Raw genomic sequence first — 15,487 nt, 5'->3', positions numbered from 1 at the left:
TCTTGGGCTGCTCAAAAAGCTCTTTGCGAGGCCCCATTAGGAACAGGGGAGCGAGGAATGAGGCGTATGTTTGTATACGCCTTAGTGACGAGCGACGAAGACAACGAAGCAGATGGATTTTTTCAGCAGTCTGCAAAAAGGAGAGTACCTTATGCACGGCAGCATGCCAAAAGGCCATCCCCACGAGGTGCCAGGTATGAAGGGAGGGCACGGCCACGGACATCCTGGTGGACATCCCGGCGGCCACGGAGGGGGCCATAATCAGAACGACAAGAGCGGCGGAAGGAAGTGGCTCCCGAAGCTCATCGCCTGGGAGCTTACGAGGTCATGCAACCTCGATTGCATACACTGCAGGGCGGCGGCCAGGTTCGGCCCCTACCCCAACGAGCTCACTACCGAGGAGTGTTTCAAGTTCCTCGACGACGTGGCCTCGTTCTCGAACCCCATAATGATAATGACCGGCGGCGAGCCCATGCTCCGGGACGACATCTGGGACATTGCCAAGTACGGCACCAAGCTGGGCTTGAGGATGGTCATGGCCCCTTGCGGCTTCCTCGTGACCGAGGAGACCGCCAGGAAGATGATAGAGTCCGGCATACAGCGCGTTAGCTTCTCCATAGACGGCGCGACCGCCGAAAGCCACGACAACTTCAGGCGCGTTCCGGGCGCGTTCGCGAGCGTCATGACCGCCATCGAGAACGTAAAGAAGGTCGGCCTCCCGTTCCAGGTAAATACCACCATCACCAGGCACAACCTGGCTGAGCTTCCGAAGATACTCGAGCTCGTAATATCGCTCGGGGCGGTCGCGCACCACCCGTTCCTCCTGGTGCCCACCGGCAGGGGCGCGCAATTGAAAGACCAGGAGATATCCCCGGAGGAGTACGAGAAGTCCCTTTCCTGGTTCTACGAGATGAGGGACAGGGTGCCGCTCCAGTTCAAGCCCACCTGCGCCCCGCATTATTACAGGATATTCAGGCAGAAGGAGCGCGAGAAGGGCGTAACCGTAACGCCCGAGACCCACGGCCTCGACGCCATGAGCAAGGGGTGCATGGGAGGGCAGTCCTTCGCCTTCGTCTCCAATACCGGCAAGGTACAGATATGCGGCTTCCTTGACGTCGAGTGCGGGGACATAAGGAAGGAGCCCTTCCATGTCGTATGGGACAACTCCAAGGTCTTCCAGGAGATGAGGGCCTGGGACGACTATAACGGCAGGTGCGGCTACTGCGAGTTCAGGAAGGTCTGCGGCGGGTGCAGGGCAAGGGCCTTCGCCTTTACCGGGGACTACATGGACGAGGAGCCGTTCTGCACCTATCAGCCCTCTGACGCCGCGAAGAAGGCGCACGCGGAGCGTCACGGCGAAAAGGTCTGAAAACCGATTCCAGCAGGCCGGCGGCGATGTTTTATTTGCCAGCCGGCCTTTTTTCTATAAGAACACATGGACTCCCCGCCATTCCCCTATTCACGCTGGAGATACGCATGACTGAAAATGAGAAGCCCGGACATCCTGGAAGGCACCACGGAGGCGCGCCTGGCGCGAAGCCGCCCGGGGGCGGGGGCATCGACCTCGAAGCCCTCGTGGATGTAAGCGAAAAGGGCGGCATGAAGGACGGGGTGCGCCAGCGCCTCAACAGGCGCCTTTTCGTCCAGCTGAACGTCTTCACCCGCTGCAAGGACCCAAAACCTCTGATAAAATCAATTGAGAAAGCCGGTATCGAGGCGGCTCTCTACCTCGACATCCACGACCCGCAGGGCGTAGGCCTCGTCACCATGAGCCAGGACCCGGAATTTTTCACGACCGCGCTCAGGGAGATGCTGAACGGCCCCGGTTTCGGGGAACTCGAGCTCCGGCGCGAGTATTCGATGCTCGGCCGCACCTACGGCCTCGGTCATGAGGAAGACCTCGAGGACTGGCTGCTTAAAAGGACCAGGCGTGTGGTCCTTAACGCCGACTGGCCCTGGGCGGTCTGGTATCCGCTCCGGAGGACCGGCGAGTTCGCCCGGCTCCCGAAGGAGGAGCAGGCGGCAATGCTTATGGAGCACGGCGTAATCGGCAGGGCATTCGGGAAGGCCGACCTTGGCCACGACGTAAGGCTCGTCTCCAACGGGCTCGACCAGAACGACAACGACTTCGTAATCGGGCTCATCGGAAACGAGCTCCACCCCCTTTCCGCTCTCGTGCAGACGATGAGGGGGACAAGGCAGACCTCGGCATACATCCAGGAGATGGGGCCCTTTTTTGTGGGGAGGGCCGCATACCAGAGCCCGATGAAGGCGGAATGAAGTGACCAGGGGCCGAACGGGACGTTAAAAAGCCATGCTCAGGTACAAGGTCGTAGAGCTCTCGACAGTAACCGACGAGACAATCGAAGGGGCGCTCAACTCGCTTACACCGGAAGGCTGGAGGCTCGAGAGCCTCCATTTCGCCATGAGGGATTCCTCGAAGAGGCCGTCCATGGCCTTTCTCCTTTTCACGCGCGAGGAGGCGGAAAGGGAAGCCGCAGAAGGAGGCGACAGTGACTGATGGTTATGTATATATGGGAACCGAAACAGTGCCCTTCCAGAAGGCCGAGGCGCTCGAGCGGTTCCTCGCGAAGTTCATAGACCTCCTCATAACCTGCGCCTTTTTCGCCTTCCCGACCTTCGTGGGGCCGCTCGCGGCCCTGACATACATCCTCATCTCCGACGGCATATGGGGCGGGCAGAGCCTCGGCAAGCGAGTCATAGGACTCAGGGCCGTTCTGGCTGAGACAGGCGAACCGTGCGACTTCAAGAGGTCGATAATCCGGAACTCGCCATTCGCGCTCCTCATCGTATTCTGGTTTATTGTCGGCTGGATACCCTATCTCGGGAAGCTCCTGTTCCTTGCGGCCACGCTCGCAGTAGGCGCATTCGAGCTGGTCCTCGTCTACACTGACGAACGGGGGGCCAGGTTCGGGGACAGGGTGGCGGGGACGGTTGTGGCCGTCTCGAAGAAATAGGGTCTGCAACAAATCCCTCTCTTATCGATTAGACCGGCGAGATTTTTTAAACGCTTTTCGCTTTTGCAAAAAGCCTTTTGCGCGCTGCCGCGCTCTTTTTGGGCATAAGGCTCCGCTCTCGTTCTGCCTCCATCCTCCGGGCTCGGCCCTTATGTCGCTCGGCCCCTTGGGGCCTCGCTCCTGCTGCCCCGCCTCGCCCGCCCCTCCCCCATCCCCATGTTCGCTCCGCCTTATGCCCGGGTTATTTCTGGAAACAAAACAGAATTTTTTTGTATTTCAGAAAACAGCGAGGGTAAGGCGAGCGTACCACTGCATGGCGCGCTGTGCGCGCCATGAATTTCTGGTCTTTGCCAGGTTGTGGGAGGGAGAGGATGGAGGCGGAACGAGAGCGGAGCCTTATGCCGAAAAGCGCGGCAGCGCGTAAATGGCTTTTTGGAAGTGTTTCGTGATATTTATCGGCCAGCCTTTGCTGGCGCATGCCGATCAACCGCCACTATGCTGCAGCTCCCGTTGTGCTCGTCATACACTATGACAGCCAGCCCCTTTTCGAGCTGTTGCCTGACCTGTGCGGTTTTCTCTTGAAGGGTATAGACTCCCGGGCCGTAGTCAGTGCCCTCCCTCGTGACGAACTCCTCTATGAGCCCGGTAAGCGCGTCATCCGTAAGAAGATGATATGGTATCTCCATCATGTATCCTTCAGCATGAAGCCTTCCAGCTCTTTACGCTGAACACTCCCTTCTCGTAAACGAGATAGGTGCCCCGGGAAGCAAAGCTTCCCGGGTTCGCGTAAACGCCTTTTCTCCCGCCGGATTCGATTGCATGCACGCCCGGCTCGTGGGAATGGCCCAGGACCACCGCATCAAACCCGCCCGCTATCTTCTCGGCAGCGAATTTTCTGAGAACCGATTCCGTGATGTTCCCGGATGAGCCGTACCTGAGGGCGTTTCCCCTGCTCTTTCTGGAGAGCATGCCTGCTATGGCCCATACGCCCCCGGGGGTCGCGGCAACGGCCATTGCCCTGAAAAGCGGGCTTCTGAGATACGCCCTCCAAAGCCTGTAGCCCGTCGTCATTGAGACAGTGTCCCCGTGGCCCGCAAGAAACCTTTTTCCGTCCATTGAGATCTCTTCCATGCCGGGACAGACCTTCGCCCCGAGGTCGTTCGTGAAGAAAGGGCCCATTCTGAAGTCGTGGTTGCCTTCGAAGTAGATGATCCCGACACCCCGCTTCCGGAGGCGCAGGAGGCTTTCCAGGACCGGCCTGTAGGCCCTCTCAACAACGCTATTCGAGCCGGTCCAGAAATCGAAAAGGTCGCCGAGGATAGCGAGATTCCCGGAATCGATGGAATCCAGAAACCCTACAAGGCTTGCCTGGTGCGGGTCGCCTTCGCCCTTCAGGTGGGCGTCAGCCACAAAGACCGTCTTCATTTTATCCTGAGCGCCTTAAGAGCTGCCGCTTCCATTACCTTTACAGGCGCCTTCTTCCCGGTCCAGAGCTCGAACCCTATCGCGCCCTGGCGTACCAGCATCCCGAGCCCCCCGTGGGTCTTGAGCCCGCGCTTTCCGGCGCTTTTTATGAGCCCGGTCCTTAACGGCCTGTAAACGATATCAGATACTATCGCCCTGGCCGGGAGCGCGCCAAGCGGCAAGTCGAGTTCGCCCTTTCCCATCATGCCCGTTGATGTGGTGTTTACAACGAGGTCGGCCTTGACGCAGTGCTCGAAAAGGGAGTCCTTATCAAGCGGGGCGGCGATTATGTCGGTCGAGCCGAACTTCCGGGCAAAGCTCCCGGCAAGCACCTCGGCCCTCCTGAGCGTCCTGTTTGCTATGACTACGGAAACGGGCTTTGCCGCAAGCATGGAATAAACAATGCTCCTTGCAGCTCCGCCTGCCCCTATGACGACGACCCTCTTCCGCGCAGCCTTGAAGCCCGTCTCGTCGCGAAGGCTGAGGAGATAGCCGGCGCCGTCTGTATTGTATCCTATGAGCTTCCCTCCCCTGTTGACGATGGTATTCACCGCGCCCAGGTCCATTGCGTGCGGCTCTATCTCGTCGAGATACTTAAGCACCTTTTCCTTATGTGGTATTGTGACGTTCACGCCGAGAAGGCCGAGCGCCCTTATGGATTCCACCGCGGCCTTGAGCCCGCCCGGAAGATCGGATTTCACATGGAACGGGACGTACACGGCATTCAGCCCGAGCGCGTTGAAAGCGGCATTGTGCATGGCCGGGGAGAGGGTGTGGCCTATGGGGTCGCCGAATATCCCCGTTATCTTCGTGTTGCCGTTTATCTTCATCCCTTCACCTTGAGATCAGCAACCTTTCCGCCCTTTCCGCATCCATCATTATACGGCGCGCAAGGGCCTCCCTTGACGCGAACGCCTTCTCGCCCCTGAGTCTCCTTACGAACTCCACCTCGATATCTTTACCATAGATGTCGCCCCGGAATCCAAGTATATGGGCCTCGACGCAACGCTTTTTACCGCCGAATGTCGGTGCGGTCCCCACGTTGACCACGGCCTTATGCCTCTTTCCTCCGATGATGGCGAAGGCCGCGTAAACCCCGTCGGCAGGCAGGAGCTCGCTTCTTGCCTCGAGGTTGGCAGTGGGGAAACCTATTTTTTTGCCGAGGTCCATGCCCCGCACCACCCTGCCCCTTATGGAAAAGGGCCTGCCGAGGAGCCTTCCCGCCTCGCCCACCCTGCCCTCGCCAACGAGCCTTCTTATGCGGGAGCTGCTGACCACTTCCCCGCCCTTCCGGTATGCCGGTGTGACACGGACGCTGAAGCCGAGCTCGCGGCCCAGCTCCTCAAGGTATGCGACCGTTCCCGCCTTCCCTTTCCCGAAGGAGAAGTCGTGCCCCACCCAGACCTCTTTTACTCCGAGCGGGACAAGCTCCTCCATGACGAACTCCACAGGGTGCTTTGCGGCGAACTCCTTCGTGAACCTCGCGACGACCATGTAGTCGATTCCGAAAGACTCGACGAGCTCGGCCTTTTTCGCCGGGTCCAGTATGAGAGGAGGGCTCTTCTCAGGGGCAATAACTTTAAGCGGGTGCGGCTCGAAGGTATAGACTACCGAAGGGCAGCCGAGCTTTTTGGCCCTTTCCATTACCTTTCTCAAAATCTTCTGGTGCCCCAGGTGGAGGCCGTCGAAGTTGCCGAGCGTAAGGACCGGGTTCCCGATCTTTTTACTCAGTCTTTTCGAATCACGGTATATCTGCATATGGATAGGCAAGCTATGAACCTCTCCCCGGCCTGAAGGCCGGGGTATCGGGAAACCGTGAGGCGATATTGCCTCCGCTACGCCAGCTTACGCTGGCTTCGCTACGGGCGGCCATTCATCCCCGGCCTTGAAAGGCCGGGGGTTTCTGACCGTTTCTCTAAAAATTTGAGATTTTCCTCGCAATCAAGGAAGGGCCGGAATAAAAAGCGGAGCATATATGACAATATGTGAGCATTTTTAGTCCGCGCCTGCGCAGAGTCCGGGGAAAAGATCAATTTTTAGAGCTGCATCAGGGTCGCTCAGAACTTCCCCGACCTCAGTATCTGTACTGCCAGCCAGAAGCCCAGGACCGAGGCTATTACGAACCCGAGGACGCCCAGGGCCGGGACTCCCAGTAGCTTCGGCGCGGCCTCTGCCGCTATAACGAGCGAGGAGCCTATTATGAGGGCCGCGATGATGACCGCAAAGGTGAGCCTGTTAGAGGACCTGTCCACCTCGCCCATGAAGTCCTCGAGGCCCTTGTGGAGGAACTCTATCCTCAGTCTATCGTCCAGCACCTTTTTCATAAGCCTGCCTGCCTGGGAGGGAAACTCGGCCGCGAGGTCCTTGTAGTCCGACGCGGCCGAGAGCGCCGACTCGGCGATCGACTTCGGGCTCATCCTCTCCACGAAGAGCCTCCTGGCGTAAGGCTCGCTCTCTTCGAGGATGTTCACGTCAGGATAAAGCACCCGCGCGAGCCCTTCGAGCTCTATTATGCACTTGTCGAAAAGGAGGAGCTCCCTCGGAAGCCGTATCTCGTGGCGCGCGGCCAGCCTTATGTAGTCGAGCAGCAGCTCCCCTATCTTTACGTGCTTGAGCGGCCTTCCGAAGTACTGGAGGATTATATCATGGTATTCCATCTCGAATGCGGTCTTGTCGATCGCCTCGGGCAGTATGCCCATCCTCTGGTACACCTTTACGGTGGACTCGATATCCTGCGTGGCTATCCCTATGAGGATGTCCGCCAGGTCCTGTTTCATCTCCGGCCCGATCCTGCCGACTATGCCGAAGTCCACGAGCGCTATGGTGTCCTTCGAGAGGACGAATATGTTCCCTGAATGCAGGTCGCCGTGGAAGAGGCCGAACTCGAAGACCTGCTTGAAGAATATGTCCGCTATGAGGTGGGCGATGGACTCCGTGTCTATGCCCTCCTCCTTGAGCCTCTTTACCTGGTCGACCTTTATGCCCGTGACGCGCTCCATCGTGAGGACGCCCCTGCCGGTCAGGTCCCAGTAGACCTTCGGCACCTTCACCCTCTGGTCGCCGGAGAAGTTCTCCCTGAACCTCTCCATGTAGCTGGCCTCGAGGCTGAAGTCCATCTCCCTCCTTATTACCCTCGAGAACTCCTCGACCATCCCTGCGGGGTCATAAAGCCTGCTCTCCGGTATGTACTTCAAGGCCAGGCGCGCCATGTACCTGAGTATGGCTATGTCGGTGTTTATGACCTCCTCTATGCCGGGCCTCTTAACCTTTACTACGACCTCGCCGCCGTCCCGGGTGATTGCCCTGTGTACCTGGGCTATGGACGCGGCGGCGACAGGGGCCTCGTCTATCGAGGAGAACACATCCTCGACGGGCCTGCCGAACTCGGCCTCTATGACCTTCCGCATCTCGTCAAAGGGGAGCGGGCTTACTGAGTCCTGGAGCCTGAGGAATTCGATTATGTATTCGTGCGGGACGACGTCGGGCCTCGTAGAGAGTATCTGCCCGAACTTTATGAAGGTGGGGCCGAGCTCTTCCATGGCGAGGCGGGCCCTCACGGGCTCGGTAAGCCGGTCCTTCCTCCTTTTACCGGCGAACCTGAGGGGTATGGATACGAGCCTTGCAAGGCGGAGTCTTTCCATGAGGGGATAGAAACCGTGGCGCACGAGCACGCTCGCGATCTCGCGGAGCCTCTTCGCGCTCTTATAGGCCATATGGACCCTCAAAGGGCTCATCTGCGACCCTTTCTCCCGGCCCTTTGGGGCCGCTCCTCGTCAAGGACGAGCTCAATCCGCCGCCTTTCAAGGTCGACCGACGCGACCTTGACCACTACCTCGTCGCCCAGCCTGAAGGCCCTTTTCGTCCTTTCGCCCACGAGGGCGTGCCGCTTCTCGTCATGGATGTAATAGTCGTCCGTGAGCATTGAGACGTGCACGAGGCCTTCTACGAACCAGTCCTTGAGCTCCACGAAAAAGCCGAAGCTCGTCACCCCTGATACTAGCCCCCCGTATACTTCGCCGACCTTGTCCTTCATGAACTGGCACTTCTTGAGGTCAGCTATCTCCCTCTCGGCCTCCATCGCCTTCCTCTCCCTTGCCGAGGTGTGGCCCGCGGCTGACGGCAGGTACGCCTCCATCCTCTCCCTGGTCTCCGCCCCGTATTTCTTTTTAAGGAGTAGCTTCAAGAGCCTGTGGACGATGAGGTCCGGGTACCTCCTTATGGGCGAGGTGAAATGCGTGTAGTCGTCGAAGGCGAGCCCGAAGTGGCCCGCGTTCTCCTCGGAGTAGACCGCCTGCTTCATGGAGCGCAGGAGCACATGGTTCACCAGTTTTTCCTCGGGCCTCCCCTCTACCTTCTCAAGCACGGCCTGGAAGGACTTGGGACCCTCGGGGCTGAAGCGTATGCCGAATGCCGAGAGGAACTCTTTGAAGTCCGCTATTGAGTCCTCGCCCGGCTCCTCGTGGACGCGGTACAGGAACGGGAGCGCCAGGCGGGAGAACTCCTCGGCAACCGCCCTGTTCGCGGCGAGCATGAACTCTTCTATGAGCCTGTGCGCTATGTTCCTCTCGGATTTGACTATGTCCTCGACCCTGCCCTCGATATCGATGATTATCTGCGGCTCCGGGAGGTCGAAGTCTATGGAGCCCTTCTCGGCCCGCCTCTCCCGCAGCTTTTCCGCGAGCACGGCCATTAGCTTGAGGTCCGGGACTATGTGCGCGTACCTCGCAGAGAGCGCCGGGTCTTCGTCAAGTATGAGCTTCTTAACGTCCGTGTAGGTCATCCTCTCGACGCTACGGATGACGCTCTCGTAGAACTTTTTCCCCTTGGGCACACCCGCTTCGTCGAACTCGAGCTCCGCAGTCATGGTCAGCCTGTCGACCCGCGGGTTAAGGCTGCATATGCCGTTCGAGAGGGCCTCGGGGAGCATGGGGATGGCCCTGTCCGGGAAGTATACGCTCGTGCTCCTTGCGTATCCCTCCTTGTCTATCCCGGACCCCTCCGTTACGTAATGGCTCACGTCCGCTATGGAGACCCAGAGCCTGTAGCCTCGGGGGGTCTTTTCTATGGAGACCGCGTCGTCAAAGTCCCTGGCGGTCTCGCCGTCGATCGTAAAGACTTTCCTTTCGCGGAGGTCCGTCCTGCCCCGCATCTCCTTAGGGGAGACCTCTTTCGGTACGGATTTGACCTCGTGCATGACCGCGGCCGGGAACCTGTTCGAGAGCCCGTATTTTCGGAGTATCACGTCCGCTTCCACGTCCGGGTCGTCAGGGTCGCCGAGCACCTCGATAATTTTTGCCGTCGCGGCCATCTCCCTCGCGGGCCAGCGGGTTATCTCGGCTGAGACAATCCTTCCGTGTGGCGCGTCCGCTGCCTCCTTGAGAGGGACTATTATCTGGTTGGTTATCCGCTCATCCGACGGGATTACCACGCCGAAGCCCCTTGCGAGCTCAAACCTTCCGACTATGGTCTTATGCGCCCTTGAGGTTATCCTTATTATCGAGCCTTCTCGCTTGCCTCCGCGCTTGCTGCCTTCGACCCTCGCGACGACTGTATCTCCGTGCATGGCGCCTGAGAGCTTGCGGCTCCCGATAAAGATATCCCCCTCTTCGCGCCTTTCCTCCGGGACCACGAACCCGAAGCCGTCCGGATGGCATATAAGTTCGCCGGTCACGAGGTTCATCCTCGACGGCAGGCCGAACCTTCCGCCCCTGGTTTTTATAAGAAGGCCTTCGGAGACGAGCGACTTTACAACTCGCTTGAACCCGTCCCTCTCGGCCCTCGGGACCCCGAAGGCATGGACAAGCTCCCTCAGGGTCAGGGGGCCGGGAGAGGCCTCCTCCATGAACCGGAGCACGATATTGCGCGGGTCTTCCCTTTTGTTATTCCTCATAATCCACTACCGCGACCGACTCCCTTACAGACGCGATGTACTCCGCCACTTTTACGTGCTCGGGGTGCGCCTGGTAGGCTTCTAGGTCATGGAGATTTTCGAACCTTACCGTCAGGGCTATGTCGTAGGAGCGTTCCGACCTCAATACGTCCACCCCTACTTCCATCTTCCTTATGACCGGGACCTTGCCTTCGAGCCCTCTCAGGATTTCAGCCGCCCTGGCTATCGCGCCGGGCGACCTGTCCTTGAGCTTGAATAACACTACATGGACGACCACTTCTCACCTCTTTCACGGAAGACCGGCCCAAAGCCCTTGGGATAAAGGTGCGCACCCGAGTGAGCGGGCTGGGGGCGGTCCCGATATTAGCAGGGTGTTGAAAAACACCCCGCCGAGCAATCCACGGATGGATTGCCAAATTGCGAAAACTTGAAAAGTCGAGCAATTTGTGAGGCTTGGACGGATTCATTCCGGCCAAGCCGTGGTTGAAAAAGTCCAGCAAGGACTTTTTCAACCACCTGTTAGATTATATCCGCTACTCGCCTTGGGGGCGAATCCATCGAATGTAAAAGGAATGGGGCCGCACAATTCCGGGCGGCCTGAAGGAACATGCTTCGGCTGGTCTCGTCGATTCCGGCTTGCTTTCGTACAGCGCTTTTTAAAAAAGGACCGGTCAGGCCTACTTCGGGACCTTTTCCCAGTCCTTCAGGAACTTCTCAATGCCTGAGTCGGTGAGCGGGTGCCTTGAGAGCTGCTCAAGCACCTTGAACGGGATGGTAGCCACATGGGCGCCCATGACCGCGCTATCGAGGACGTGCACAGGGTGCCTGATGCTCGCGGCTATGACCTCTGTGGTGAACCCGTAATTCGAGTATATTTCGAGTATCTGGGCGATAAGGTCCATGCCCACATGCGAGATGTCATCGAGTCTCCCTATGAAAGGGCTCACGTATGTGGCGCCGGCCTTTGCGGCCATAAGGGCCTGCACAGGCGAGAATACGAGCGTCACGTTGGTCTTGATGCCGTCCTTGCTTACGGCCTTCACGGCCTTGAGCCCTTCGAGGGTCATAGGCACCTTGACGACCACGTTCCTGTGTATCTTCGCAAGCTCCCTGGCCTCGGAGATGATCCCGGCTGCGTCAAGGGATACGGCCTCGGCGCTTACCGGGCCGTCGATTATCGAGCAGATCTCCAGTATCCGTTCCCTGAAGTCGCATTTTTCCTTTGCGACAAGCGTTGGGTTGGTCGTAACCCCGTCTATGAGGCCCCACTCGTCCGCTGTCCGTATTTCCTCCAAATTGGCAGTATCTATAAAGAACTTCATCAAAAACTCCCTTGACTAAAGTTTTCCGCTGTGCGAAGATTTCAAATTGTCGAGAGACTATGTTCAGGCATTGCCCGGTTTTTAAAGCCGAATGATAGCCTGAAACAGGGCTTCATTTCAAGGCTTAATTGGCGTCCGGCGGCCAGTGCCGGGAGCGCCGATAATGATGCCGAAGTGGCGGAATTGGCAGACGCGCAAGATTCAGGTTCTTGTGGGTGAAAGCCTGTGGGGGTTCGAGTCCCCCCTTCGGCACCAGATTTGGTTTCAGTCGGCGGGACGAGAACAGTTTGCGAGCGCCGAGCAGCGCGAGGATGAGGCCTTTCGGGAGAAAGGCCGTAAGCGAGCAAACGCGGGGCAGAGCGAACGGCCGGGAGGCCGGAGCGGAGCCCTTCGAGTCCCCCTTCGGCACCAGATTTGGTTTCAGGCGGCGGGACGAGAACAGTTTGCGAGCGCCGGTAAAAAAGAACAATTGAGGAAAGTAGTCGGAAACCGGAGACAGGCCCTATCCCCTTCTTTTTAAGAGAACCACTGCGAGGAATCCGTACCCCGTCATGACAGAACGCCTCCGTCAACGGACCCTGCCCGCGCCAATGGTGCCTGATAAGAAAATACTCGTAATAATCCCGGCCTTTAACGAGGAGGCTTCCATTGGCGGCGTAATCTCCCTTGTCCGGAAGCACGCCCCCGGGGCCGACATAGTGGTAGTCAATGACGGCTCCAGCGACCGCACTGGCGCGGTCGCGGAAGGGCTCGGCGTTACCGTCCTCAATCACATATACAACCTGGGCATCGGCGCCACAATGCAGACCGGGTACAAGTACGCCCTCCGCCGCGGGTACGACATCGCGGTGCAGGTTGACGGCGACGGCCAGCACCCGGCCGACCAGATAATCGACCTTGTCAGGCCGGTGGCCGAGGGAAAGGCGGAAATGGTCGTGGGCTCGAGGTTCCTCGGCATGGGCGAATACAGGCCGTCCATTGCCCGGAGCGCAGGCATGGTATTTTTCTCCAGGCTCGTCTCGGCCATAATCAGGGAGCGCATGACCGATACCACCTCAGGGTTCAGGGCGGCAGGCAGGAGCTGCATCGAGTTCTTCAGCTCCCGGTACCCCGACGATTACCCGGAGGTGGAGGCGCTGGTGCTCCTCCATAAAAAAGGCTTCCGGGTAATGGAGGTCCCGGTTGAAATGGCCAAGAGGGCCGGCGGGCGCTCCTCGATAACCCCCATGAAGTCCGTCTATTACATGGCCAAGGTCCTCCTGGCCATCCTGGTGGACCTCATTAAGAGGGCTTAGGCCCGGAGGGGATGACCATGTACCTTGTCCAGATAGTCGCGATACTCGGGTCGGTGCTGCTCTTCGGCATAGTGATAGATTTCATCAGGCGGGGGCTTCTCAAGGAGAAATACTCGGTGCTTTGGCTTGCCGCGGCGATAATAATACTGGCCCTCTCCCTAAAAAAAGAGCTCCTTGACACCTTCGCCGAAAAAATCGGGGTCGCTTATCCCCCTTCGCTCCTCTTCCTCGTGGCCTTTCTCTTCGTGCTCCTCATTAACCTCCACTTCTCGGTCGTAATCTCGATATTCCACGAGAAGAACAAGGTCTTGAGCCAGGAGCTTACGCTCATCAAGAACGCCCTGAAGGAGTCCGGCATAGACCTCTCAGGCAAGGGGAAGGGCAAGGGAGCGGGGCTCCCTGATGATTAGGCTTTTTTCGCACCGCTGGTTCACCCCGGCCTTCCTGCTCTTCATGGCCCTCCTCACGCTTGCCGCCTATTCCAACTCGTTTGGCGCGCCGCTTCAGTTCGACGACTCGCAGACGCTCGAGAACCTGCTGCTTCGCGACCTCGGCAATTTCTGGCTCATAGTCGAGAACACCAGGGGCCTTACCCAGTACACCTTTGCCCTGAATTACGCGGCAGGAGGGTTTGAGGTCTGGGGCTACCACGCGGTCAACCTCGCGGTGCACGTCCTCAACTCGTTTCTGGCCTACTTCCTCCTCCTTGCCACCTTCAGGCTGGCCCATGTGGACGGGCCGGACTCCAGGAGGTTCGCCGCGTTCTCCGCGCTCCTTTTTGCCGTGCACCCTGTGCAGACCCAGGCGGTCACATACATAGTGCAGCGGATGGAATCCCTGTCTGCCGGGTTCTATCTCCTTTCGCTCCTGCTCTTCGTCCGGGGGGCCTCCTCATCCGCCCCCGTGAAAAAGGCATTCATGTACGCGGGTGTTGCTGCCTCCTATTTCCTTGCCTTCGTCTCCAAGGAGGTCGCCTATACCCTGCCTGCCGTCATCCTCCTGTATGACCTCTGCTTCATGGCAAAGGGTAGGTGCCGTGAGATGCTCTCGAGATGGCCGGTATACGGCCTGCTTGCCGCCCTCTTCGCCTATTTCACGGTGACGACCATAGCGCCGCTCGGCGGCTTAAGCCGCCCGGGCCAGGAGAGCAGTATCGAGGCCTCGGAAAGGCACGCAGCCGCCCTGCCCTTACGGATCATCAAAACCGTAAGCGCCCCGGCATTCCTGACGGTCCCGGAGGCGAACGCGGAAGAGGCGGGCGCGCCCCCTCCGCAGGACAGGGCGGAGGATCTGAAAAAAAAGAGCAAATACGGCGATTCGGCAGGGTTCGGCATCTCCGGGGTAAGCCCGAAGGAATACCTCTATACGCAGTTCAATGCCATCGTATACTATATCGCCCTCCTTATTGTGCCCGTGAACCAGAATATCGACTATGATTTTCCCTGGGCCGGGGAGTTCCTTAAGTCGCCGCCGGTCCCGCCGGGAACGGTCCTCAACATACCGGTCCTTCCGCCGGTTGCATCATTCATTATATTGCTGGCCATAGCAGGATTGGGCCTGTTTCTCCTTTTCCGGAGGCAAAAGGGCCCGGACTCCAGGGCAAGGGTGGCTGGCTTTTCCGTCTTCTGGTTTTTCATCATCCTCTCGCCGACCTCGAGTTTCGTGCCTATCAGGGACGCCCTGGTGGAGCACAGGCTCTATCTCGCTTCCATCGGCTTTTTCGTGATTTTCGTGCTGGCTTTGGATTGGGTTGCATTCCGCCTGATTTCCGTTATAGTGAAGGCTCGCCTCTCCAGGCAGGGGCAGCGCGGCGGGTAGCGGCATAACCCATTGGAACTAAAAAAATATTGACTGAAAGCAGTGTTATAGGTTATTGTAACGCAAATAGTCGCGAGGGCTATAAAAGGTCATGAAGGCTACGGCAGCTGTGCAGGAAAAAAAGGTCCTCATAGCCGAGGACAACCCAAAGACCAGGCTTTTTCTGAAGAACCAGCTTGAGCTTCTAGGTTACCAGGTCGAGGCGGTCTCAAACGGCCAGGCTGCGGTCGAGATGGCAGCCGAGCTGGACCCGATACTCATAATCCTCGACGTCAAGATGCCGCAGATGGACGGCATAGACGCGGCAAAGGCCATAACATCAAAAGGGCCTGTGCCGATTATCCTCATAACAGGCCTTTCCTCCGACGAGATGGCCACCAAGGCCATTGAGTCCGGCGTTTTTGCTTACCTCGTAAAACCGGTCACAAAAAAGCAGCTCGAGCCCGCCATAAAGCTCGCGATGGCAAGGTACAGGGAATTCAAGAGCCTCAAGGTGGAGGTCGATGACCTGAAGGACGCAATCGAGACCAGGAAGCTCGTCGAGCGCGCCAAGGGCATCCTCATGAAAAGGTGCAACATCTCCGAGGAAGAGGCCTTCAAGCTCCTCCAGTCCCATTCCCAGAAAGAGAACAAGAAGATGAGGGAGATAGCCGAGGGCATCATCTCCGTCAGCAAGCTCATGTAGCGTCCTGCCCGTAGCCTGATCCCTGGCAAGCCACT

16 protein-coding genes and 1 tRNA gene are annotated in these 15,487 nt (G+C 58.4%); 9 read left to right on the top strand and 8 right to left on the bottom strand.

The window, feature by feature from the left end; genetic code table 11:
- Positions 1 to 151: 151 nt before the first annotated feature.
- The 4 genes from ahbD to QY316_01640 all read left to right on the top strand — a co-directional run bounded on the left by ahbD (position 152) and on the right by QY316_01640 (position 2,978).
- Entirely contained in the window at positions 152 to 1,369 is a 1,218-nt protein-coding gene (gene ahbD, locus QY316_01655; protein ID WKZ33138.1) for a heme b synthase, read from the top strand.
- A 107-nt stretch (positions 1,370 to 1,476) separates the two neighbouring features.
- Positions 1,477 to 2,280, top strand: coding sequence for a chlorite dismutase family protein (locus tag QY316_01650; protein ID WKZ33137.1), 804 nt, complete (start codon positions 1,477 to 1,479; stop codon positions 2,278 to 2,280).
- Positions 2,281 to 2,314: 34 nt separating this feature from the next.
- Positions 2,315 to 2,521, top strand: a complete 207-nt coding sequence (locus tag QY316_01645; protein ID WKZ33136.1) for a DUF4177 domain-containing protein — start codon at positions 2,315 to 2,317, stop codon at positions 2,519 to 2,521.
- Positions 2,514 to 2,978 carry an RDD family protein gene (locus QY316_01640; protein WKZ33135.1) on the top strand — a complete coding sequence of 155 codons (465 nt, stop codon included), beginning with the start codon at positions 2,514 to 2,516 and terminating at the stop codon, positions 2,976 to 2,978. Before QY316_01645 ends, QY316_01640 begins: the two co-directional genes overlap by 8 nt.
- Before the next feature lie 452 nt (positions 2,979 to 3,430).
- Here the strand turns inward: QY316_01640 and QY316_01635 are convergent, their stop codons facing one another.
- From QY316_01635 to fsa, 8 genes are all read right to left on the bottom strand, one after another.
- Positions 3,431 to 3,664, bottom strand: coding sequence for a YheU family protein (locus QY316_01635; protein ID WKZ34055.1), 234 nt, complete (start codon positions 3,662 to 3,664; stop codon positions 3,431 to 3,433).
- Between the two features lie 10 nt (positions 3,665 to 3,674).
- On the bottom strand, positions 3,675 to 4,403 hold the full coding sequence (locus tag QY316_01630; GenBank protein WKZ33134.1) for a UDP-2,3-diacylglucosamine diphosphatase: 729 nt from the start codon (positions 4,401 to 4,403) through the stop codon (positions 3,675 to 3,677).
- Entirely contained in the window at positions 4,400 to 5,272 is an 873-nt protein-coding gene (locus tag QY316_01625) for a shikimate dehydrogenase (protein ID WKZ33133.1), read from the bottom strand. The genes QY316_01630 and QY316_01625 overlap by 4 nt, the downstream gene beginning before the upstream one ends.
- A gap of 4 nt (positions 5,273 to 5,276) precedes the next feature.
- On the bottom strand, positions 5,277 to 6,212 hold the full coding sequence (locus QY316_01620) for a bifunctional riboflavin kinase/FAD synthetase (protein WKZ33132.1): 936 nt from the start codon (positions 6,210 to 6,212) through the stop codon (positions 5,277 to 5,279).
- A 287-nt stretch (positions 6,213 to 6,499) separates the two neighbouring features.
- On the bottom strand, positions 6,500 to 8,176 hold the full coding sequence (locus QY316_01615; protein ID WKZ33131.1) for an AarF/ABC1/UbiB kinase family protein: 1,677 nt from the start codon (positions 8,174 to 8,176) through the stop codon (positions 6,500 to 6,502).
- Positions 8,173 to 10,332, bottom strand: a complete 2,160-nt coding sequence (rnr, locus tag QY316_01610; GenBank protein ID WKZ33130.1) for a ribonuclease R — start codon at positions 10,330 to 10,332, stop codon at positions 8,173 to 8,175. The genes QY316_01615 and rnr overlap by 4 nt, the downstream gene beginning before the upstream one ends.
- Positions 10,322 to 10,609, bottom strand: coding sequence for a Dabb family protein (locus QY316_01605; GenBank protein WKZ33129.1), 288 nt, complete (start codon positions 10,607 to 10,609; stop codon positions 10,322 to 10,324). Before QY316_01605 ends, rnr begins: the two co-directional genes overlap by 11 nt.
- Before the next feature lie 400 nt (positions 10,610 to 11,009).
- Positions 11,010 to 11,654, bottom strand: a complete 645-nt coding sequence (fsa, locus tag QY316_01600; GenBank protein WKZ33128.1) for a fructose-6-phosphate aldolase — start codon at positions 11,652 to 11,654, stop codon at positions 11,010 to 11,012.
- A 168-nt stretch (positions 11,655 to 11,822) separates the two neighbouring features.
- Here fsa and QY316_01595 point away from each other — a divergent pair.
- From QY316_01595 to QY316_01575, 5 genes are all read left to right on the top strand, one after another.
- Positions 11,823 to 11,909 (top strand) — tRNA-Leu (locus QY316_01595).
- 296 nt (positions 11,910 to 12,205) lie between these two features.
- Complete coding sequence (locus QY316_01590) at positions 12,206 to 12,949, top strand: glycosyltransferase family 2 protein (protein ID WKZ33127.1); 744 nt, start codon at positions 12,206 to 12,208, stop codon at positions 12,947 to 12,949.
- Between the two features lie 11 nt (positions 12,950 to 12,960).
- Positions 12,961 to 13,359 carry a DUF2304 domain-containing protein gene (locus QY316_01585; protein ID WKZ33126.1) on the top strand — a complete coding sequence of 133 codons (399 nt, stop codon included), beginning with the start codon at positions 12,961 to 12,963 and terminating at the stop codon, positions 13,357 to 13,359.
- On the top strand, positions 13,352 to 14,767 hold the full coding sequence (locus tag QY316_01580; GenBank protein ID WKZ33125.1) for a hypothetical protein: 1,416 nt from the start codon (positions 13,352 to 13,354) through the stop codon (positions 14,765 to 14,767). The genes QY316_01585 and QY316_01580 overlap by 8 nt, the downstream gene beginning before the upstream one ends.
- Before the next feature lie 91 nt (positions 14,768 to 14,858).
- Positions 14,859 to 15,452 carry a response regulator gene (locus QY316_01575; protein WKZ33124.1) on the top strand — a complete coding sequence of 198 codons (594 nt, stop codon included), beginning with the start codon at positions 14,859 to 14,861 and terminating at the stop codon, positions 15,450 to 15,452.
- Positions 15,453 to 15,487 lie beyond the last annotated feature (35 nt).

Source organism: Thermodesulfobacteriota bacterium (assembly GCA_030583865.1).
Lineage (GTDB): Bacteria > Desulfobacterota > GWC2-55-46 > GWC2-55-46 > GWC2-55-46 > UBA5799.
The sequence above is the reverse complement of the archived record's forward strand: the minus strand, read 5'-3'. Positions and strand labels throughout refer to the sequence as shown.